Genomic DNA, 20548 nt, shown 5'->3' with positions numbered 1-20548 from the left:
CGGTGACCACAGCGGCCGTGCCACCGGCCACGACAACTCTCCAGAGCTTCTTCCCCACTTGATCCCCGATCTCTGTACCGAAAGGCGCCGGAGACCACTCATCCTCCGGAGACCACTCATCCTCCGGCGCGTTCTCAGACAGCCGTGATGCACACGGGGTTGTACACCCGTGGATCACGATCGGGCATCGGACGACCTTCGCCTCGCGCGAGGTGGTGCGCCGGGCATCGGAGGGGCGCGATCTCGTCCAGGTCCAGCTGCCCGGACGGTTCACCTACGAGTGCTCAGGACGCGGCTTGGCCTTGGCAGCGTGACGGGCGGCCTTGTACGTCTCGGGCAGGAAGCGGTGTTCGATGGCGGTGCGCTTGGTGGCGGCGTCACCTCCGACGACCTCGGGACGTCCGTTCATCAGGGCGAGAAACCCCTGCCGGGCGACTTGCTCACGGTTGTTCTTCTTCATGCCGGGGCCGAAGGCGGTGTTGTTCATGCCTGCGCGGGCGTGGAAGTCGCTGTCGGTGGCTCCGGGCATGAGGCAGGTGACGGTGACACCGTGTTCCTTGAGTTCCTCGCGCAGCCCGAGGGCGAACATGCGGGTGAAGGCGCGGGAGGGCCCGTACACGGTCTCGTAGGGGGTGGGCAGGGTCGCCGACAGCGACGAGGTGATCAGGATGCGGCCGCGACCGTTGCCGGCCATGTGCCGGGCGACGTGCTTGGCCAGGTGGACGACGGAGGCCACGTTCAGCTGGATCAGGGAGAGTTCGTCGTCGAGGTCGGTGTCCAGGAAGGCGCCGCCGATGCTGCGGCCGGCGTTGAGGACCGCGGCGTCGAGCGGCCGGCCGGTCTCCTGCACCGCTCGCCACACCGTCTCGACACCCTCATTCTGGGAGAGGTCGGCGCGCACGGGTGTGACGTGGACGCCGTGCCGCGCGAGGTCGGCCGCTGCCTGGTCGGTGTGCTCGCCGCGGCCGGTGGCGATCAGGTCGAAGCCGTTGATGGCGAACAGCGTCGCGAGTTCGTAGCCGATGCCCGCGGAGGCCCCGGTCACCAGGGCGAGCGGGCGGGGGGAGGCGGTGCTGCTCATGCGTGTGCTCCGTTTCCGTGTGGGGCTGGGGGTGGGTTCACCAGTGCTGGCGGGTGGGGTGGATGACGATGCCGTCGACGGTGACGTCGGCTGGCTGGTCGAGGCGCCCAGGGTGCCGGGGTGCTGCGCGCCGAGGCCGGCCGCAACCCCCACGACCCGCGGATCGCCGAATTCGTCGCCGAACTGCGCTCGGTGTCCCCCGAGTTCCGCACCTGGTGGGCCGAGCGGACCGTCGTCGAACGCACCTGGGGCAGCAAACGGTTCGACCACCCCGTCGTCGGCCGCCTCGACATCACCTACGAAGCCCTCTCCCTGCCCGGCGACCCCGACCAGATCCTCTTCGTCTACGCCGGCAAAACGGACGACGACCTCGAAAAACTGCGCATCCTCGCCAGCTGGTACGCCCAGTCCGCCCCCGTCGGCAAGGACGCAGCCCAGCCGCGACCGGACCAGGCGGCCGGACAGGACTCCCCCCACGCGTAGGCCACCGCGGCGTTCCGCCCGGGCCGGCGGCCCCGCCGCCTCCCCTCGCACAGCTCATGGACGAGGAGTGATCGTGCCTGCCACGCCCGCGAACCGGCCCCTCGCATCCGTCACCGGCGCCTCCAAGGGCATCGGCACCGAGATCGCCCGCCGGCTCGCCTCCCGCGGCCACGACGTCATCGGCACCGGCCGCGGCGACTCCATCGACACCGTCGCCGAGCGCCTGCGCGGCCAGGGTGCCGGCGTCTGTCCGCTCCGCGCCGACCTCTTCTGTCCCTTGCCGATGGCGGACTTGTGGCGCCATCCCCACCCCACCAGGACCTACCGGAACGGAGCATCATGTCCCCGCAGGAATCTCTTCGCGTCGCCGTGACCGGCTGCAACGGCAAGGTCGGCAGGCACGCCGTCGACGCTCTGGTGGCCGCCGGGCACGAGGTGGTCGGCATCGACCGGCAGCCGCCCGGCCGTGACGACATCCTCTCCATCGTTGCCGACCTCACCGACTACGGACAGACCTTCGACGCTCCCGGCTCGGTCGGCTGGGACATCCGCGGCGACACCGTCGACCGCGCCTTCGACGTCGTCGTCCACCTCGCCGCGATCCCCCACCCCCGCATGTACAGCAACGCGGAGACTTCAAGAACAACGTCACCGCCGCCTACGACGTCTTCGAGGCGTGCCACCGGCTCGGGCTCCGCGACATCGTCGTAGCCTCCAGCGAGACCGTCCTGGGCGTACCCTTCGACGAGTCGATCACCTGTCTGCCGCTGGACGAGGACTCTCCGCGCCGCGGCCGCGACGCCTACGGCCTCAGCAAAGTGGTCATCGAGCAGATCGCCGAGGAGTACGCCAAGAACGACCCCGAGCTGCGGGTGAGCGCGCTGCGCCTGTCCTACGTCCAGAACGAGGACGAGTGCGCCGATTACCCGGGCTTCGCCGACGACATCGACGAGCGCAGCTGGGACCTGTGGCCCTACATCGACGGCCGTGACACCGGCGCCGCGATCGAAAAGGCCCTGCACTACCAGCCCCGCGGGTTCGAGACCTTCCTCATCGTCGCCGACGACACCGTCATGCCATCCCCACCCCCGACCTGATCAAGGCGCGTTTTCCCCACGTGCCGGTCAGGAGCGACCTCGGTGCCCGCACCCCCCTGCTCTCCAACGCCGCCGCCAAGGAGCGTCTGGGCCTCACCCCCCGGCACAGCTGGCGCGACCACGTCCCCACCGATTCCTGACGGAGATGTCAAGCGCGCGAGCGCTTGCGGTCACAGAAACGGCGGGACTCGTCGCAGCACTGGCCGCGCGAAGATCCGGCCGGCCAGGACATCGAGACAGGTGGGGGCGGCGCCGGCCAGTCGCCCGGGCTGTCGCTGGGCGGAAGTCCTCTGCCGGGCAACGGGTTCGAGTTCAGGGACGGATGAGGGCCTTGAGGACCTGACGGCCGGCCATGGCCCGGTACGCATCCGGTGTCCGGTCGAGGGGGAAGGTGTGATCGAAGACGCGGCCGGGGGCGATGGTGCCGTCCAGGACGTCGGGCAGCAGTTCCGGGATGTGGGCGCGGGCGGGGCTGGCACCGCCGGTCAGGGTGATGTTGCGCATGAACTCGGCCGGTCCCATCGGACCCTGTTCGTACTGGGGGACGCCCAGGCGGCTGATGGTGCCTCCGTCGAGTACCGCGCCGAGCGCGGTGTCGAGGGCCGGGCGGGTGCCGACGGCCTCGATGACCTTGTCCACGCCGCCGGTCAGCTCGCGGATGCGGGCGATGCCCTCTTCGCCGCGCTCGGCGACCACATCGGTGGCCCCGAAGCTGCGGCCCAGATCGGTGCGGGCTTCGTGGCGTCCGGCGAGCACGATCCGTTCGGCGCCGAGCCGCTTGGCGGCGATGACCGCGCACAGGCCGACCGCACCGTCGCCCACGACCAGCACCGCGTCACCGCGGCCTATCCCTGCGGTCACGGCGCCGTGGTGGCCGGTGGTCATCACATCGGACAGCGCCAGCAGCGAGGGCAGCAGCGTGGAGTCGTCGGCGGCCACCGGCAGCTTCACGAGGGTGCCGTCCGCATACGGGACGCGGACGGCTTCGCCCTGACCACCGTCGACACCGTCGAAGCCGTACCGGCCGCCGTTGCGGCACGAGATGTGCAGGCCCTTGGCGCAGTAGTCGCAGGTGTTGTCACTGTAGGTGAACGGTGCGACGACAAGGTCCCCCGTCCTGAGGCGGGTCACGTCCGTGCCGGTCTCCTCGACGACGCCGAGGAACTCATGGCCCATCGGGCGGCCGGTGTCGGTGGCGGGCATGGACCCGTAGGGCCACAGGTCGCTGCCGCACACGCAGGAGGCGACCACGCGGACCACCGCGTCGGTCGGCTGGACGATCTTGGGATCGGGCCGGTCCTCGACGCGGACGTCGCCGGCTCCGTACATCACTGCTGCACGCATGAGAGGGATCGCTCCAAAAGAGGGGTGGGCCGGGGCTGCAACGGGCGGTGTCAGCGTTCGAGCATCCGGGCCTGGGCCTCGGTGTGAGTGGCGCCGGCGGCAGGCGGCAGGCTGGAGAGCCGGTCGAGCTGCTCGGCGGTGAGGGTGACGGCGTCGGCGGCGGTGTTCTCCTCGACCCGGGCCACGCGCTTGGTGCCGGGGATCGGGGCGATGTCGTCGCCCTGGGCCAGCAGCCAGGCCAGCGCCACCTGCCCGGGCGTGGCACCGGCCTCGTCGGCCAGGGCCTTGACCTCGTCGGCGAGCGCCAGATTGTGCTGGAAGTTCTCGCCGGTGAAACGGGGGTTGCCGCGGCGGAAGTCGTCCTCGTCGAACTGGTCGGTGGAGCGCACGGTGCCGGTCAGAATGCCCCGGCCGAGCGGGGAGAACGGCACCAGGCCGATGTTCAGCTCCCGCAGCACCGGCAGGATCCGCTCCTCGATACCGCGGGTGAACAGGGAGTACTCGGACTGGACGGCGGTGACCGGCTGGACGGCGTGGGCGCGACGGATCGTGTCCGGGCCGGCCTCCGAGAGTCCGAAGGCGCGCACCTTGCCCTCGTCGATCAGCTCCTTCACGGCGCCGGCAGTCTCTTCGATCGGCGTGTTCGGGTCGACCCGGTGCTGGTAGTACAGGTCGATGTGGTCGGTGCCCAGCCGCTTCAGGGAGCCCTCGACCGCGGTTCGGATGTTGGCCGGGCTGGAGTCGAGGTTCCAGGGGCCGTCGCCGCCGTGCGAGACGAGGCCGAACTTCGTGGCCAGCACGACCCGCTCCCGGCGGCCCTTCAGCGCCTTGCCCAGCAGGTCCTCGTTGGTGTAGGGGCCGTAGATCTCAGCGGTGTCGATCAGGGTGACGCCCAGCTCCAGCGCCCGGTGCACGGCCCTGATCGACTCCGCGTCGTCCGTGCCCGATCCGGTGTAGCCGTGGGACATGCCCATGGCGCCCAGCCCGATCCGGGAAACCTCAAGGTCACGCAGCTTGATGTACCGCATCTCGCCCTCTTCGCGTCGTGGCGTCGCACGGCACCCCCATCGTCGTCCAGGCAGGCAGGCTGTGCCTGCGCTGACCACTCGTGCCGCTCGGGGTGCCGGCGTCTTGCTCCTTCACCTTGGCCCGGATCGCGCCGGTGTGGCAGGGCGAGGTCTTCGGGGGTAATGACAGGGCCCCCCTCCTGGCTGCGCGGCGGATCCGCGACACGTGAGACTGGAGTCATGGCATCCCAGAGTGCGCACAGCGAAGGCGCCGAGCTGGGCCGCTACCTGCGCGCCCGCCGGACCCAGACCAGCCCGGAGCACGTCGGCCTGACCGTCGGCGCCGGCATACGCCGCACTCCCGGCCTGCGCCGCGAGGAGCTGGCCACCCTTGCCGGCATCAGCATCGACTACTACGTACGTCTGGAACGCGGCAAGGAGACCCGCCCCAGCCCGGCCGTGCTGGATTCCCTGGCGCGCGCCCTGCGCATGGACGACCAGGAGCACCAGCACCTGCGCGAGCTCGCCGCCCGTGCCGCCCGCTACGTCTCCGAACCACCGCCCGCGCCCAGCCGCACCGTGCGTCCCCACCTCAAGCTGCTGCTGGAGTCGCTGCGTCCGAACCCGGCCTACGTCATCAGCCGCAGCATGGACGTGCTCGCCTCGAACCCCGGCGGCCTCGCCCTGTACGCGGGCCTGGACGACTGGCCCGTCAGGCACCGCAACCTCGCCCGCTACCTCTTCCTGCACCCCGCGGCCCGCGACCTGCTCCCCGACTGGGACCGTCAGATCACCGCCTGCGTCGCCCGTCTGCGAGCCGTCGCCGGCACCGCCCCAGACGCCCCCGACCTCACCAACCTCGTCGGCGAACTCCTCCTCAAAAGCCCCGACTTCGCCGGACTGTGGGAACGCTACGAGGTCACCGGACGCAAACCCGCTCACAAGACGTTCCAGCACCCGCAGGTCGGCACCCTCACCCTCACGTCCCAGTCCCTGCACGTGGAAGGCACCCCCGGCCAGCGCATCGGCGTCTACACCGCCGAACCCGGCACCCCCGACCACGACGCCCTGCTCCTCCTCGACCTGACCGCACCACGGCAGACGGAACAATCGGCCCCCAAGACCACCGGACCGCAGTCGCAGTCCCCGAGCCGCTGAGGGAGCCACGCTCCTGAGACCGCGTGACCTGGCCCCCCGACGTGAGACGGGTGAAGGAATGCCGGTCGGATGCATGCCGTATGCCTTGGCCCGTGAGACCCGCGCCCAGCCTCTGGACATGACACGCGGCCCGCACCGTCTCAGCACACCAGCGCCCCGCCCACGCGGTATACGCAGACGGCCAGTGATCAGGTCACCCGTTCGGCTCCGTGTGCGTGCGCAGGCAGGGCCACCCCGCGGTATGCGTTCAGGGCCGGCCGACCCCTCTGGAGGAATGCCATGTGCCGTCTTTTCGGCCTCAGCAGCGCCCCGCGCCGTACCCGCGCCACCTTCTGGCTCCTGGACGCCCCCGACAGTCTCAGCCGACAGAGCCACCGCGAGCCCGACGGCACCGGCCTCGGCTACTTCACCGCCGAAGGCACCCCGCGCATCGACAAGTCCCCCGTCGCCGCCTACGACGACCGTGCCTTCGCCGAGGCGGCCCGCGAGGTTGAGTCGGCAACCTTCATCGCCCACGTGCGCTTCGCCTCCACCGGCAGCCTGGACGTACGCAACACCCATCCCTTCGAGCAGGACGAGCGTCTCTTCGCCCACAACGGGGTCATCGAAGGCCTGGACAAGCTCGACGAGCACCTGGGCGAGGACCGGTCACTCGTGAAAGGCGACACCGACTCCGAGCGGTTCTTCGCCCTGGTCACCCGGGAGACACGGCGGCACGGCGGTGACGTCACCGAGGGCATCCGGCACGCCGCCCAATGGATCGCCGGCAACCTGCCCGTCTACGCCATCAACCTGATCCTCATCACCCGCGAGGAACTGTGGGCGCTGCGCTACCCGAACACCCACCACCTCTACGTCCTCCAGCGCCAGGCGGGCGGGCAGCACGGCAACCGGCATCTCGACCACAGCGGCACCCACGGCCGCATGCGCATCCACTCGTCTCACCTTGCCGAGCACCCCGCCGTGGTCGTCGCCAGCGAGCGTATGGACGACAACCCGCACTGGCGCGAGATGGAGCCCGGCGAACTGCTCCACGTCGGCCCCGACCTCCGCCTCACCCGGCAGGTCGTCCTCCCCGATCCCCCGGCGCACCAGCTCACCCTCGGCGACCTGCACCCCGACGCAGCCGCCTCCCAGAAACCCGCCTGAGGGTGCCCGCGCCGCAGCCACCAGGGGCCTGGCCGGCCACCGGGCTGCAACTGCGGAAGTCACCATGCGACTCCGGGCGGACGCGGGCAGCTTCACGTTTCCCGGGCCGAAGCAGAAGTCCGCGAGACGAGTGAGGCTGTCGTCGGCGCGGTCACCGGTTCCCTGACGGCCCCGCGGACGCTGCCGCTCGGCCGGTGCGACGAGAAGGGCCGCTTCACGTACGTAGGTCGCACCACCGCCCTCACCCGTGCGGCAGGCGCCACGGTCGCCCGCCCGCTGACTGCCGGGCGGCGCGGGCATCCATGGACGGGCTGGTCGTTCTCCGCCGGACGGGGCAGCCGGGAGCGGCTGGAGGTCACGCTGGTGGAATGCGAGCCGGCGGTGGAAGTCAGCGTCGACATCGCCCGGGACCGCTCCGGCCGGCGGCGCCACCCCGCACGCCGGCACCGCGCCCGCCCCGACCTGTCCCCCACCCACGTTCCCCACCCGACGTCACCGCCGGGCTGACGGCGGCTTGGCGTAGCGGCTCGGGCCGACGCGCAACCGGCTGAGCGCGCCCGGCCCCCGGCCGCGGCCGCGACGCCCACCGGCGTTCGCCGGAGTGACCGGGGCGAAGGGGTCAATAGGCCGCGAGCAACTGCTCAAGCAGAGCCGCGGTGGCTGCGCCGGTCGAGGTCCGCGTCACGACGTTGAAGTCCCAGGTGATGCGTTCGTTCAGAGGGAGGACTGCGATGCCTTCGCTCGGCGGGATCAGCAGTTCGGGAAGCAGTGCGATGCCGAGGCCGCCCGCGACGAAGACCGGGATCGAGTGGGTCTCGGTGACCTCGGCCCTGATGTCGCGCACAACCCCGCGTGCGCTGAGCGCGGCGTCGAGGACGTCCCGGTTGCCGAAACCGACGGGCGCGTCCACGAAGCGCTCTTCGGCGAGGTCTCGCAGCGCCAGTGCCGGGCGCGAGGCGAGGTGATGGTCGGCCGCGACGAGGACCGCGTAGGGCGTTGTGGCGAGCCGGTGCACGGCAAGGTCCGGGGCGGTGGCCGCCGGAAGCCCGTACAGGCTGAGGTCGAGCCGCCCTCGCCGGACGGCGTCGGCGAGCTCCGCCGAGCCGGACGAAGACGCGCGCAGCCGGAGGTCGACGAGCGGGTGTTCGCGGTGGAAGGCGCCGATGACGCGCGGGATCGCGAGGTAGCTCACGCTGGAGAACACCCCGATGCGCAGTTCGCCCCGCAGTTCGCCTCGCGGATCGGCCGCGGTGCGGGCGCGCGCCTCGGCGTCGGCGAGTGTGCGGAGCGCGGGCAGCACCGCCTCTCCGGCGGCGGTGATCCGCACCCCTCGCTGGTCCCGCTCGAAGAGCGTGGTGCCGAGTTCTCGTTCCAGCGCCCGAACGCCGGCGGAGACGGTCGACTGTGCCGCGTAGACCCGTTGCGCGGCACGGGTGAAGCTCAGCTCGTCGGCGACCGCGATCGCGTACTCGACCAGTCGGGTTTCCATCTCCGTGCCTACCCGCTCCATCGTCCGCATCGATGACTGTGACCAAGAGTATGCGTTGGACGCGATGGGAGGAGGTGTCGAGCATGGAGGAATGACGACAACAGCGGCTCCCGCCCGGACCGGAGCCACCGCACGACTCCCGCATGGGGCGGGGTTCTGGATCATCGCGCTCGCCTTCGGCACCGAGCTCGCGTTCTGCGCCGTCCCGACGCCCCTCTACGCGATCTACCAGCAGCGCGACGGCTTCCCCACGATGGTCCTCACCATCGTCTTCGCCGCATACGCGGTCGGGGTCATGCTGAGCCTGTATCTCGCGGGCCATGTCTCCGACTGGCTCGGGCGCCGACGCGTGATCCTCGGCTCGCTGCTCATCAACCTGCTGGCCGCGATCGTCTTCCTCGTCTGGAACGACGTCGCCGGCCTCCTCGTCGCCCGCTTCGTCAGCGGACTCGGCGTCGGCGTCCTCACCGCCACGGCGACTGCGCACCTCTCCGAGCTCGGCGCGGCGGCCGACCACGCCAAAGGCCGCGTCGCCCTCGTGTCGACGTTCGCGAACCTCGGCGGGATCGGCCTCGGTCCCCTGATCGGCGGGCTCATCGCGACATGGTCCACGCGCCCCCTCGTCGCGCCCTACGTGGTCTTCGCCGTCCTCCTGGTCGTCGAAGGGATCCTGGTCGCCTTCGTGCCCGAGACGGTCGAGCGCCGCGAGGAGCGCCCCGCCTACCGGCCGCAGCGGGTCGCGGTGCCGGCGGCCGGGAGGGGCGCGTTCTGGGCGGCCGGAGCGGCGGCGTTCGGGGCGTTCGCGGTGTTCGGCACCTTCATGGGACTGTCCTCGACCTTCCTCGTGGGTCTCCTCGGGCTGAACTCGCACCTGCTCGCCGGCCTGGCGCCGTTCGTCGTCTTCATGGCGGCAGCCCTCGCGCAGGCCGTCACCGTGCGGCTGGCGACACGCCCTCAGATCGGGCACGCCGTCGCGCTCGCCGCGCTCGGGCTCGGGAGCATCGGCGTCGCCGCCATCGTCGCCTCGCTTGCGCTCTTCCTCATCGGCGGCGGGGTCGCGGGCGCAGGGATCGGCATCCTGTTCCGAGCCGCCCTCAACACCGTCGCAGCGGTCGCGGACGCGGAGCGTCGAGGCGAGGCGCTCGCCGGCGTCTTCCTCATCGCCTACGCCGGCATGACCATCCCGCCGCTGCTCACCGCCGCCGCGCTCAGGGTCTGGCCCACGGTCGCCGTGCTTGTCGGCCTTGTCACCCTCGCCGCGGTCCTCGTCGCGATCTCCGGCTCCCGGATGCTTCGCCGCTGAAACACCTGTCGCACTCCTCGAAGTTCTCAGCCGGTTCGCCCTCCCCTTCGTACGCCGACTCATCCAGCGGGATGTCGCGGAGGGCGATCCCCAGGGCGCCTGCGCGGCTCTGCTCCGCCGGGAGTGGGAGAAGCGGACGGGCCGACCGGGTACTCAACCACCCCGTGTGCGGGCGCCGATCGGTGGACGGCAGGGCGGCGTCAGGCAACGTTCGCCTCGTCTGTCAGACTGCTCGGGTGATCGTCAGACTCGCGCGAGAACAGGACTTCCCCCGTTTTCTCGACCTGGCAGCCCAGGTCGAGCACTGGTTCGGCCCGATGGTCGAGGACCCTGGTTTCCACAGCGCCGTGGACACGCACATTCGCCAGTCTGCGGCGCTCGTCGCCCTCTCCTCGGAATCGGCGCTCCTCGGCGGCCTGCTCTTCGGTGCGGAGCCCCCGGTTTACCACGTCCATTGGCTCGTCGTCTCCGAGAAGGCACGCGGACAGGGCGTCGGCAGGGCGCTGATGGCCGACGCGACACGCAGGTTCGTACTCGGCCCAGGCAGCATCGAGGTGATCACCTTCGGGGCCGACCACCCGGGCGCTGCCGCCAGCGGGGCACGCGCCTTCTACGAAGGTCTCGGTTTCACGCCGGCCGAAGCCACTGATCCGGGCCCGGAAGGCGGCTCACGGCAGATCTATCGCCGGGCAGTCACCTGATTCAGGCGACATGTGCCCCGGCGACGCCCCCGCGTGAACGCTCACCGGTGACGTGTGTCCGCAGTCTCCTTCCGGCGGGCCCCGCGCACCAGCCTCGTCCCCGATCCGGACACGTCGTCCTCCCGGTGCTCCCGGGCCGCCGAGGAGGCACTGGAGGCCGACACCGTCCGGAGCCCCGCTGCCCCACGATGTCCCTCCCGTCCAACCTCCGGCACCGGGGCGGCGGATCGGATCGCCGAAACCCTCGCCACCCCGCATCCGGCCACGTGCGGCGGGCGGCAGACCGGCACCTGGTCCAACACGACCAGGCGACGGCCCGCCGAACCAGGATGCGGCGAGCCGTCGAGGATCAGCGGGCTCCGGGCTCAGCGCGGAGGGCTCCGCACAGGCAGGGATCCGTCTCCCAGCCGAGGCCCGCTACGTCCGTGTCCCGCAGTGCACCGGAGTAGGCCTGGACCTCGTCCACGTCACCGTGGAGGTACTCGCCCCAGCCGTCACCGGCTCTGCCCCTACCGATCTGGAGGGCACCGGTGCTGTGCCAGCCGTTGGGGAGGCTCGCAGTGGCCTCGGCGTTCGTCTGACCGTCGAGGTAGAGCCTGATCGTGTCGGTACCGTCGTCGTAGGTCACGGCGAGACGGTGGCCCGCCCCCTCGCCACCGTCCGCGCCCTCGATCTGGGACACCACCGTCTCGTGGGCTCCGGCCTCGTCCTTCTCCGGCATCACCAGCTGCCAGGTGTGCGAGGACGGCTCGTAACGCACCTTGAACGCGTCCGTGTGTTCACCGGCCTGCGACAGCACGGTCATCGGGTGGGCCGGTTCGGAGTCCGCGAGGCGTACGACGACACCGAGGGTGAAACTGTCCCCGGTGTCCACGACGGGTCCGTCGGCAGCGGCGTATCCGGACTCGCCGTCCAGGTGCAGATGCCCCTCGCCGACGAGGGCCGGCGGCTCGTAGGTGCAGTCGGGGTCGGCCTCCGGGAGACAGGCGTCGTCGGATGCGCGGTGGATCGAGGCTCCCCCGCCGAGCCGCAGCGGTGCGCCGCCCGACTGCTCGGGGCTCGCGCCGTCCGCCTCGGTCTCCAGCGACCAGTGGCCGAGCGACTCCGGCTTTCGCCGCGCCAGTTCGGCCGCCTCGCCCGGTACGACGACCCGGTCGTGAACCTGTACGTCACCGATGTCGCCCTGCCACCGGTCGCGGTATCCGGTGGCACCCTGCGCCCGTCCGATCTGGAACGCGCCGGACGTCGCGGCGGGAGTCGCCTCAGCCGGGCTGCCGACCTCATGACCGTTGACGTACAGGTGTGCGCGACCCGTCTCGGCGTCGTACAGCCCGAGCAGATGGGCCCATTCTCCGGTCTCGGGCGCGCCGCCGGACACCGTCGCGCCCCCGATCGTGAACGACCAGGCCGGCCCGCTGCCCGGGGTGCGCAGCCCGAGGGTGAAGCCGGGCCGCTCGTCCGCGTCCTGGCTGGCGACGGTCATGGTCCGACTGGTTCCCGCGGGGCGCGCCCAGGCGCTGACCGCGAAGGACCTGCTGGTGTCGGCGGCCGCGGCGTCCGGGGTGAGGAAGCCGTGGCCGCTGCCGTCGAGGCGCACTGTGGCGGTGGTCCGGGTCCCCGGGGGCGCCGGAACGCCGAAGGTGACTCCGGTGCCGGCCCGGGCGGGGGCGCCCGTTTCGGCGGAGGCCGTGCGCGAACCTGCCGGGTCGTCCAGCTTCCAGCGGGCGACAGGGGGACGCCCGGACTTCACGTTGAAGTTGTACCGCGACTCTCCACTGCTGCGGCCGGACCGGTCGATCGCGCGGACCGTCAGGTCCTTGGGCCCTGACGTGAGCGGCAAATAGGGGATGGTCACGGCAGCGCCCGGCCGCTCGGGGGACACGGTGCCATGAGGGCCGTCCAGAAAGCTGTACGTGTACGACACCACGTCGTCGGAGGGCGAGTCCATGGTGAAGTGCCCGTAGACGCCGACCCCGTCCACCCAGAACACTTCCTCGGGCGTGGGGTATTCGGGGGAGCTGATCGCCGCCTTCTCAGGGTTCGTGTCGTCGTACACGAACGAGCAGACCGAGCCGTCGCCCTCATCGCTCCATGCGGACTTCGCCTGGCCGTCGTTTGCGCGGACATGCCAGGAGACGACCGTGTTCGCGGGTATGTCGTCCGGCAACGTCCAGTAATGCCGCGAGCCCGACGGCAAGGTGGTGGTCGTGTAGGTACGGCGTTGCTCCGCCCCTGCCGGGTCCGTCCACCAGGCTTCGAACTCGCCCTGCACCGGGCTGAACTCGGAGGGCTGGTTGTCCTCCTCCGGGTCGTACAGCAGGGCACTGAGCCTGGGCGGCGCCGACACGTACGGCGTGTCGTCACCGGTGGCGCAGGCCTTGCCCTGTGACTGGAGGTCCTGGACCAGCGGTTGCTTCGGCGGCAGGTTGTCCGCCGCGTTCGCAGTACCGGAAGCGATGGCCAGCAGTGCCGCCGCACAGCCCCCCACCACCGTCCGTCTGCTCCTGCCTGTCCTTGCGAACCTGGTCACGTAGGTCTCCTCCGTGAGCGATCGACGCTCGTTGTCGACACGAACCGCATGAAGCTAACAGCCGCCACTGACAGTGCCGAAAGGGTTTTCCGTTCGCTCGATGTGACGAAGCGCCTTGCAGGTGGCAGGTGTTCACGCGGCCGGCGCGCGCACGCCAGCCGTGCGGCCGGGTCCTGACGTGGGCCCGCCCTGGCCAACGTCGGCTCGCTGCGATCCAGTTGGGGCTGTGGATATGAGCCGTCGGCATGGCCGTCGGTGGGCAGGCGATGCATCATGGAGCGATGAGGTTCCGTCGGCGGGGCGCCCAGGAACGTGGTCAGGAGGTGCTGGCCGCTGCCGTCTATGAGGGCAACAGCCGGGCCCGTCAGCGGATCGACCGGTGGTGGGCGGCCGGCGGAGCCCAGCGTGACGAGGTGTGGCGCGGCGCGTGGTTCCTGCTGTCGGTGGCGCACTTCAGGTTCGGCAACCACGAGCGGACGGAGCGGGTCGTTCCGGTGCTGGAGTTCCTGCTTGAGGACGACCCCACGTCCCCGTACCGGCCGCAGGTCCGGCTGACCGCCTGTCTTCCGCAGACCGCCGCCGACCCACCGAACGGCGTGCGCATGGGCGGCGATCCAAACGTTCCGGGGCTGGTTGAAGCCGCGTTGAGGTTACCCGAGCTCAGCTTGCGCCAACGGTTGGCCGACCTGTTGTCCGTCACCGACCAGCCCGGCCTGCTGGACGCACTGGAAGCCGACTTCCGGCAGCGTGCGCGGCTGGGTCCTTCCTACATCGGCGCGGCACCGCCCGGCCGCGACACCCGGTGCGACCTGTGGCTCGGGGGCGAGCCGAATGAGTTCCTGAAGATCGTCTCCGCCAACCCGAACCTGCCTCGGCCGCCGGCCCAGCCCGAGGACATCGACCTGGCCCTGCTCGCGCTTCTGAAGGACCGGCCCGATCTGCTGCCCGCGTTCGAACAAGGCGCCCTGGCCGTACGGCTGCTGGAGTATCTCGGCACCTGGCTGCCGGAACACCTCCACGACCGATGCCGCCGCGCGTTGCGCAACCTGTCGGCCCGAGAGGGTGTCACGGCGGTGTGCGACCAGGCCATGCTCGGTGACGCCGAGGCGATCGCCGCGGCCCGTGACGCCGGGTACCGGCCGGCCGACCCCGCCTGCACACCCCTCTTCCTGCTGCTCACCCGGCAGTTCTCCGCCTATCGCGAGGCCGATCCGCACGGGCGGGTCCTCCAACTGGCGTGCTCCGTCGACGAGTCCAGGATCAGGGAGGACGCCATCATCAAGCGCGTCCTGGCGACGCTGAACACGGACCTGCCGGACGACGTGGCCGCGGCTGTACGGCGGTCCCTGCGCGACCTCGGTCCGTTGAACAGCCCTTCGGTCGAGGACCTCCGACGCCTGGGTATGCGCAGGGCCGTCCTGGCCCGCGCGATCAAGCTCAAGCCGGAGGCGGTCGCGGCCGTGGTCGACGCCGGTTACCTGCCCGAGGACGACGACCGGGAACTGCTCCCGCTGCTCTTCCTCACCGAGCAGTTCGAGCGGTACGACCGCGAAGACCCGAACGGCACGAAGCTGCGCGCCGTCCTCGCCGAGCATCGTTACCGGTACAAGCACAAACACTTCCGGACGGTCGCGAAGCGAGCGGGACGCCCGGATCCCTGGCCGCCCGAGGAGCCGTCGCCGTCGAGTGGCCGGACGTCCACCCCGCACGTCACCACGTGGCCGAGCAGCTTCGGCATCGGCGGCCACTTCTGAGCCGGGAGTTCCGGCATCGACACCTCGCGCCGATCGGCCCGAGCCGCTGTCACTGCGGCTCGGCCAGGGTTCCCCTCGGGTGCGCTCGTACCACGTCGCTCAGACATGCGGGGCCGGTGAGCGCCACGAGGGGGCAGCGTGGGGCGAAGAGCCGTGCCGCGTGGCGCAGGACGTACCGTGCGACGTCCGTGCCGAGCGTGAGCCCCGCCTCGTCGGCCGACCGGGTGTGGATGCCGGAGAAGACCCGGGCGTCGGCGTCTCGTCCGAGAGCTGCTTCCAGCTGGTGTAGGTCCGGGTGACCCCGGGCGCGGTGGGGCTGGTCAGTTCGAACGGGGCGGTGCGCGGTCCGACGAGCGCCGACAGGACGGTCTGCGCGGCGCCGGCGCGGCAGGGCGGACGCGCGCGTCGCCTCACCACCACGCCCGGACGCGGGCTGGCCGGCGGCGAGGGAAGGATGCGGGGCGGAAGGAGAAGGGCGGGATAGCGAGCCGTCGAACGGCGATCAGCAACAGACCTGGTCGAACTGGTCGGCTCGGCGGCTCACCCAGAACGGGTCGAGCAGCACCGTGTGCGCCGGGCCAGTGGTCTCCATGGTCGGATGAAAGCACACCCGGAAGGAGGCGTCCACCATGCGTCCCAGCCGGTGAGACGCCCACCTGCCAGGGGCGACCTTGACATTCACCCGGGCCGACGACGTACGTTGAACGGGAAAGTTCCTGACGGGCGGAGGCTCTGATGCACGTACTGGGCGCGGCACCGCGCGGTGCGTGCACCGGTGCGCGGCTCATCATCCGGCGGCACGTCGACTACTGCCGCACCTCTTCCGCCGTCTGTCCTTCCGTACACACCTGACCCCTGCCGGCCGCCCCGCCGGCCGTCTCGTCGCGGCCCTGTGCCGCGAGTCATCGTGCGTGTTCCCCGGAAGGAACCCCATTGTCCGGCCCTGCCCTGCACCTGGCCGTCGAGATCGACGGTGACGGCGCCCACCCCGCGGCATGGCGCCGCGCCGCCCACTCCCCCGATCGGCTGCTCACCCCGCGCCGCGTGGCCGAGGTCGCCGCCATCGCCGAGAACGCCGGGTTCACCCTGATCACCCTGGACGACGGTGTGCTGCCGCCCGGCACCTCGCCGGATCCGGTGGGCCGCATCGGCGCGGTGGAGCGGGCGGCTTTCGTCGCGGCGTCCACGAGCACCATCGGTATCGCGCCCGCCGTTCCGCTGACGTATGCCGAACCCTTTCACGTGTCCGGTCAGTTGGCGTCCCTGGACCACATCTCCGCCGGTCGCGCCGGGTGGGTGGTGACGGAGGAGGAGCGTCCGGAGGCGGCCCGTGCCTGGGGGCGCCCGCTGGTCGCCGACGCCGGGGCACGGGCCCGGGAGTCGGCCGACGGGATCGAGGTGGCCCGCGCGCTGTGGGACTCGTGGGAGGACGACGCGGTCATCCGGTCCGTGGCCACCAGCCGCTACCTCGACCGCGAGCGGCTGCACTACATCGACTTCACCGGTGAGACGTACACCGTCAAGGGCCCGGCGATCGTGCCGCGCCCGCCCCAGGGCCAGCTCGTCGTGCTGGGGCGGCCGGACCGGGTTCCCCCCGCACAGCTCGACATCGCCCTCGTCGAAGGGCACGACCTCGCGTCGGTCGCCGCGGCCGCCGCCGGCGCCGGGACGCCCCGCGTCTTCGCCGAGGTCGAGGTGGCGCTGGACACCCCGGAGGCCACGGCCGCCGAGCGGGTCGCCGACCTGGAACGGCACGCGGCCTGGCGCGACCGGGGACGGCTGCGGCACATCGGTTCCGCGGAGCGGCTGGTCGGCCTCCTGGCCGAGCTGAGCCGTCACGTCGACGGCGTACGGCTGCGTCCGCTGGTGCTGGACGAGGATCTGCCCGTCCTCTCCCGCCTCGTCCTGCCCGCCCTGTCCGGTCAGCGGCTCGTCGCCCGTCCGCTGCCCGGTACGTCCCTGCGCTCGACCCTGGGTCTGGAGCGCCCCGGCAATCGCTTCGCCACCGCGGCCCCGGCCGCCCAGGAGGACGCCCGATGACCCGCACCGATCCCCTCGACGTCCCCCTGCCGCACGCCCGGCTCCACTTCGGGGTGTTCTTCCAGGGCGTCAACCACTGGACCGTCTGGTCCGCCCCCGACAGCGGCTCCCAGATCGACCCCGCCTCCTTCCGCCGTGTCGCCCAGACCGCGGAACGGGGCCTGTTCGACGCGTTCTTCCTCGGTGAGGGGCTCCGGCTGCGCGAGGTCGACGGCAAGATCCACGACCTGGACGTGGCCGGGCGGCCGGACGCCATCACCCAGCTCGCCGCACTGGCCGCCGTCACCCGCCGCATCGGTCTGGTCTCGACCTCCAACTCCACCTTCAACGAGCCCGCCGATCTGGCCCGCCGTCTGTCCGGCCTCGACCTCCTCTCCGAGGGCCGCGCCGGCTGGAACGTGGTGACCACGGACAACGCCTGGACCGGTGCGAACTTCCGCCGCGGCGGCTACCTCGACCACGCCGACCGCTACCGGCGCGCCGAGGAGTTCCTCACCGTGGCCCGCGCCCTGTGGGACGGCTGGGAGGACGGCGCCGTCGCCGGCTCCGCGGGCGCGCCGGCCTGGTCGACGCCCGGCGCCGTGCACCAAGTGCGCCACAAGGGACCGCAGTTCGACGTCGACCTCGCTCCGACCTTGCCGCGCAGCGCCCAGGGCCACCCCGTGATCTTCCAGGCCGGTGACTCGGGCGAGGGACGCGACTTCGCCGCCCGCAACGCCGACGTCATCTTCTCCGCGCACGGCACCGACTTCGACGACGCGCTGGCCTTCGCCGACGACATCCGGCGCCGGCTGCGGGCGGCCGGGCGCCCCGAGGACGATCTGCGGATCCTGCCCGGCACCGAGATCATCCTCGGCGCGACCGAGGAGGAGGCCCAGGAGAAGAAGCGCTGGGTCCGGCTGCAACAGGTCACCCCGGCAACGGCCTTGGGGATCGCGGGGCTGCTGTGGGGCATCGACCTGTCCGACCGCGACGCCGACGGGCCACTGCCCGAGGAGGATCCGGTCGTCGGTGAGAACGACGGCTCCTTCGGGGCCCGGCGCGTCGCCGACCCGCGCGCGGTCGTGGCCGAGTGGCGTGCGAAGGCGGAGGCGTACGGCTGGTCGCTGCGTGAGACCGTCATCGCGCTCGGCCCGCAGCGCGGGCACGTCGGCACCCCGTCCGCCCTGGCCGACAAGTTCGCCCACTTCGTGCGGCACGGCGCGATCGACGGCTTCAATGTCACGCCCTACCTGATCCCCGACGGCCTCGACGACATCGTCGACCTGCTCGTCCCGGAACTCCAGGAACGCGGGGTCTACCGCACCGAGTACACCGGCAGCACACTCCGCGAACACCTCGGCCTGCGCGAACCCCTCACCCACCGCTGCGCGCCGGACCGGCGGCAGGCGAGCTGAGCCACGGACGGGACCCCGTACACATGACTGACAAGAAGCTGTCACACCCGGACCGGAATGCGGGTCCGACCGGCACCCGTTCTGGACTGACATGACTGTTGGAGTAGCGCTCAACGCGTCCGACGCGCCGAACCAGGTCGACGCCACCGTTCAACTGGCTCGCGAGGCCGCCGAGTTCGGGCTCACGTCGGCCTGGTTCGGCCAGACCTTCGGCGCGGACTCACCCCAGCTCGCGGCGATCGTCGGGCGTGAAGTGCCCGGACTGCACGTCGGCACCTCCGCGATCCCCGTCTTCGGCCGCCACCCGCTGCTGGTCTCCAGCCAGGCCCAGACCGCCCAGGCCGCCACGCACGGCCGCTACCACCTCGGTCTGGCCCTGGGCACGAAACTCCTGACGGAGGCCGGCTTCGGCCTGCCCTTCGAGCGCCCCGTCGCCCGCCTGCGTGAATTCCTCACCGCGCTGCGTCAGTTGACCGAGACCGGCACGGCCGACTTCCACGGTGAACTGCTCACCGCCGCCACCCCGGTCCCGGCGCGGGTACCGGGCGCCGAGAACGGTGTCCCCCTGCTGGTCGCCGCGATGGGGCCGCAGGCGCTGCGGGTCAGCGGTGAGCTGGCGGACGGGATCCTGCCCTACCTGGCGGGACCACGCGCCCTGGCCGACCACATCGTCCCCGCCCTGACCGCCGCCGCCGAGGCCGCCGGCCGCCCCTCGCCCCGGATCGTGGCCCTCGTGCCCGGCGTGGTCACCGACGACGTCGACGCGGTGCGGGCCAAGGCCACCGAGAACCTCGCGTTCTACGAACAGATCCCGTCCTACGCCCGGGTCATCGAACTCTCCGGCGGCCGACGGGCCGCCGACCTGGCCGTGATCGGTGACGAGAAGACCGTCGAGGCCGAGGTACGCCGTTACCGCGACGCCGGGGCCACCGAGGTCGTGTTCTCGGGCACCGAGATCGCCGGAGAGGCCGACCGCCGACGCACCTGGCGGCTCCTCGGCGAACTGGCCCGCTGAGCACGCCGGTCGCGCCGAGGTCCCGGCCGGCCCCGCCCCCGTGCCCCCTCCGCACCCCGTGACGAAGGAGAACCCATGACCACCGAGGCCACCACGACGGACCGCGACGCCTTCACGGAGAACTGGCTGGACTGGTACCGCGCCCAAGAGGCCCGGCTCGCCGCCCCGCACGGGTTCCTGGCGATCACCGGCCTGCACTGGCTCGACGACCGGCCGCAGCGCTTCCCCGACGCTCCCGGTACCTGGCGCACCGGCCCCGAGGGCGTCGTCGTGGACCTCGACGACGGCGAGGAACTGGTCGTCGACGGAACGCCGGTGCACGGTGAACACCACTTCGGCGTGCTTCCCGAGCGCGGCGGCGTCGACGCGGTCTGGGGGGACGCCGTCATCGAGATCGCCCGGCGCGGCGGGCACGACATCGTACGCCCCCGGCACCCGGACGCACCGCTGCGCACCGCCTTCACGGGAACGCCCGCCTACTCCCCCGATCCGCGCTGGGCGGTGACGGGCCGCTACATCCCCTTCGACACGCCACGGCCGACCACCGTGGGCGCCGCGGTCGAGGGCCTTGAGCACGTGTACGACGCCCCGGGCAGGATCGAGTTCGAGCTGGACGGGCACCCGCTGTCGCTGACCGCGTTCCCCGGCCATGGTGCGGGCCGGCTGATGGTGCTGTTCACCGACGCGACCTCCGGGGTCACCACCTACGCCGCCAACCGGGCCCTGACCCTGGAGCCGCCCGCCGCCGACGGTACGGTCGTCCTGGACTTCAACCGTGCCGCGAACCTGCCGTGCGCCTACACGGACCTGGCCACCTGCCCGCTGCCCCCGGCCGAGAACCGGCTGCCGGTGGCGATCGAGGCCGGCCACAAGATCCCCCGCGAGCGCGGCGGTTCCTGAGTCGCACCCGGTTCGACGCCGACGGGCACCCCTCCCTCGCGGCGGGGTGCTCCGGGTGCGGGGGCGGCGCGCTCAGCGGCGATCCCGGACGCGCCACCTC

Annotated in this window: 17 protein-coding genes and 1 pseudogene; 13 read left to right on the top strand and 5 right to left on the bottom strand. The window is 71.7% G+C overall.

Annotation, left to right across the window (positions count from 1 at the left end):
• Window positions 1-274 precede the first annotated feature (274 nt).
• Window positions 275-1081, bottom strand: coding sequence for an SDR family NAD(P)-dependent oxidoreductase (locus ACH4LD_RS37465; protein ID WP_398058622.1), 807 nt, complete (start codon window positions 1079-1081; stop codon window positions 275-277).
• 120 nt (window positions 1082-1201) lie between these two features.
• Here ACH4LD_RS37465 and ACH4LD_RS37460 point away from each other — a divergent pair, with 120 nt between their 5' ends.
• The 4 genes and pseudogenes from ACH4LD_RS37460 (at window position 1202) to ACH4LD_RS37445 (ending at window position 2661) form a co-directional block, all read left to right on the top strand.
• Complete coding sequence (locus tag ACH4LD_RS37460) at window positions 1202-1564, top strand: hypothetical protein (protein ID WP_398058623.1); 363 nt, start codon at window positions 1202-1204, stop codon at window positions 1562-1564.
• Window positions 1565-1637: 73 nt separating this feature from the next.
• Complete coding sequence (locus ACH4LD_RS37455) at window positions 1638-1937, top strand: SDR family NAD(P)-dependent oxidoreductase (RefSeq protein WP_398058624.1); 300 nt, start codon at window positions 1638-1640, stop codon at window positions 1935-1937.
• A pseudogene (locus ACH4LD_RS37450) lies at window positions 1904-2125 on the top strand (NAD-dependent epimerase/dehydratase family protein); the annotation flags it as partial. The gene ACH4LD_RS37455 and the pseudogene ACH4LD_RS37450, both read left to right, overlap by 34 nt.
• Window positions 2104-2661 (top strand): NAD-dependent epimerase/dehydratase family protein, encoded by a 558-nt coding sequence (locus tag ACH4LD_RS37445; protein ID WP_398058707.1) that lies wholly within the window; start codon window positions 2104-2106, stop codon window positions 2659-2661. The pseudogene ACH4LD_RS37450 and the gene ACH4LD_RS37445, both read left to right, overlap by 22 nt.
• Window positions 2662-2973: 312 nt before the next feature.
• Here the strand turns inward: ACH4LD_RS37445 and ACH4LD_RS37440 are convergent, their stop codons facing one another.
• Together ACH4LD_RS37440 and ACH4LD_RS37435 are read right to left on the bottom strand one after the other, a co-directional pair.
• A complete protein-coding gene (locus ACH4LD_RS37440) occupies window positions 2974-4005 on the bottom strand; it encodes a zinc-binding dehydrogenase (protein WP_398058625.1) in 1032 nt (343 codons plus the stop codon).
• Window positions 4006-4055: 50 nt separating this feature from the next.
• Entirely contained in the window at window positions 4056-5033 is a 978-nt protein-coding gene (locus ACH4LD_RS37435; protein WP_398058626.1) for an aldo/keto reductase, read from the bottom strand.
• A 219-nt stretch (window positions 5034-5252) separates the two neighbouring features.
• Here ACH4LD_RS37435 and ACH4LD_RS37430 point away from each other — a divergent pair, with 219 nt between their 5' ends.
• Together ACH4LD_RS37430 and ACH4LD_RS37425 are read left to right on the top strand one after the other, a co-directional pair.
• Window positions 5253-6170 carry a helix-turn-helix transcriptional regulator gene (locus ACH4LD_RS37430; protein WP_398058627.1) on the top strand — a complete coding sequence of 306 codons (918 nt, stop codon included), beginning with the start codon at window positions 5253-5255 and terminating at the stop codon, window positions 6168-6170.
• A gap of 279 nt (window positions 6171-6449) precedes the next feature.
• Window positions 6450-7319 carry a class II glutamine amidotransferase gene (locus ACH4LD_RS37425; RefSeq protein ID WP_398058628.1) on the top strand — a complete coding sequence of 290 codons (870 nt, stop codon included), beginning with the start codon at window positions 6450-6452 and terminating at the stop codon, window positions 7317-7319.
• Between the two features lie 619 nt (window positions 7320-7938).
• Here the strand turns inward: ACH4LD_RS37425 and ACH4LD_RS37420 are convergent.
• A complete protein-coding gene (locus ACH4LD_RS37420; protein WP_398058629.1) occupies window positions 7939-8808 on the bottom strand; it encodes a LysR family transcriptional regulator in 870 nt (289 codons plus the stop codon).
• A gap of 91 nt (window positions 8809-8899) precedes the next feature.
• On the opposite strand from ACH4LD_RS37420, the gene ACH4LD_RS37415 reads away from it, so the two are divergent.
• Together ACH4LD_RS37415 and ACH4LD_RS37410 are read left to right on the top strand one after the other, a co-directional pair.
• Window positions 8900-10111: an MFS transporter gene (locus ACH4LD_RS37415; protein ID WP_398058630.1), complete on the top strand. Its 1212-nt coding sequence runs from the start codon at window positions 8900-8902 to the stop codon at window positions 10109-10111.
• A gap of 236 nt (window positions 10112-10347) precedes the next feature.
• Entirely contained in the window at window positions 10348-10812 is a 465-nt protein-coding gene (locus ACH4LD_RS37410) for a GNAT family N-acetyltransferase (protein WP_398058631.1), read from the top strand.
• A gap of 349 nt (window positions 10813-11161) precedes the next feature.
• Here ACH4LD_RS37410 and ACH4LD_RS37405 read toward each other — a convergent pair whose 3' ends face one another.
• Window positions 11162-13303, bottom strand: coding sequence for a LamG domain-containing protein (locus ACH4LD_RS37405; RefSeq protein ID WP_398058708.1), 2142 nt, complete (start codon window positions 13301-13303; stop codon window positions 11162-11164).
• A gap of 320 nt (window positions 13304-13623) precedes the next feature.
• Between ACH4LD_RS37405 and ACH4LD_RS37400 the strand changes: the two genes are divergently transcribed.
• From ACH4LD_RS37400 to ACH4LD_RS37380, 5 genes are all read left to right on the top strand, one after another.
• Window positions 13624-15096: a hypothetical protein gene (locus tag ACH4LD_RS37400; RefSeq protein ID WP_398058632.1), complete on the top strand. Its 1473-nt coding sequence runs from the start codon at window positions 13624-13626 to the stop codon at window positions 15094-15096.
• 933 nt (window positions 15097-16029) lie between these two features.
• Window positions 16030-17136 (top strand): LLM class flavin-dependent oxidoreductase, encoded by a 1107-nt coding sequence (locus ACH4LD_RS37395; RefSeq protein WP_398058633.1) that lies wholly within the window; start codon window positions 16030-16032, stop codon window positions 17134-17136.
• On the top strand, window positions 17133-18533 hold the full coding sequence (locus ACH4LD_RS37390) for an NtaA/DmoA family FMN-dependent monooxygenase (RefSeq protein WP_398058634.1): 1401 nt from the start codon (window positions 17133-17135) through the stop codon (window positions 18531-18533). The genes ACH4LD_RS37395 and ACH4LD_RS37390 overlap by 4 nt, the downstream gene beginning before the upstream one ends.
• Window positions 18534-18624: 91 nt before the next feature.
• Window positions 18625-19548 (top strand): LLM class F420-dependent oxidoreductase, encoded by a 924-nt coding sequence (locus ACH4LD_RS37385; RefSeq protein ID WP_398058635.1) that lies wholly within the window; start codon window positions 18625-18627, stop codon window positions 19546-19548.
• A gap of 75 nt (window positions 19549-19623) precedes the next feature.
• Entirely contained in the window at window positions 19624-20448 is an 825-nt protein-coding gene (locus tag ACH4LD_RS37380) for a DUF1684 domain-containing protein (RefSeq protein ID WP_398058636.1), read from the top strand.
• Window positions 20449-20548 lie beyond the last annotated feature (100 nt).

Source organism: Streptomyces sp. NPDC017676 (assembly GCF_044329325.1).
Classification (GTDB): domain Bacteria; phylum Actinomycetota; class Actinomycetes; order Streptomycetales; family Streptomycetaceae; genus Streptomyces.
This window is presented reverse-complemented; position numbering and strand designations above follow the sequence as displayed.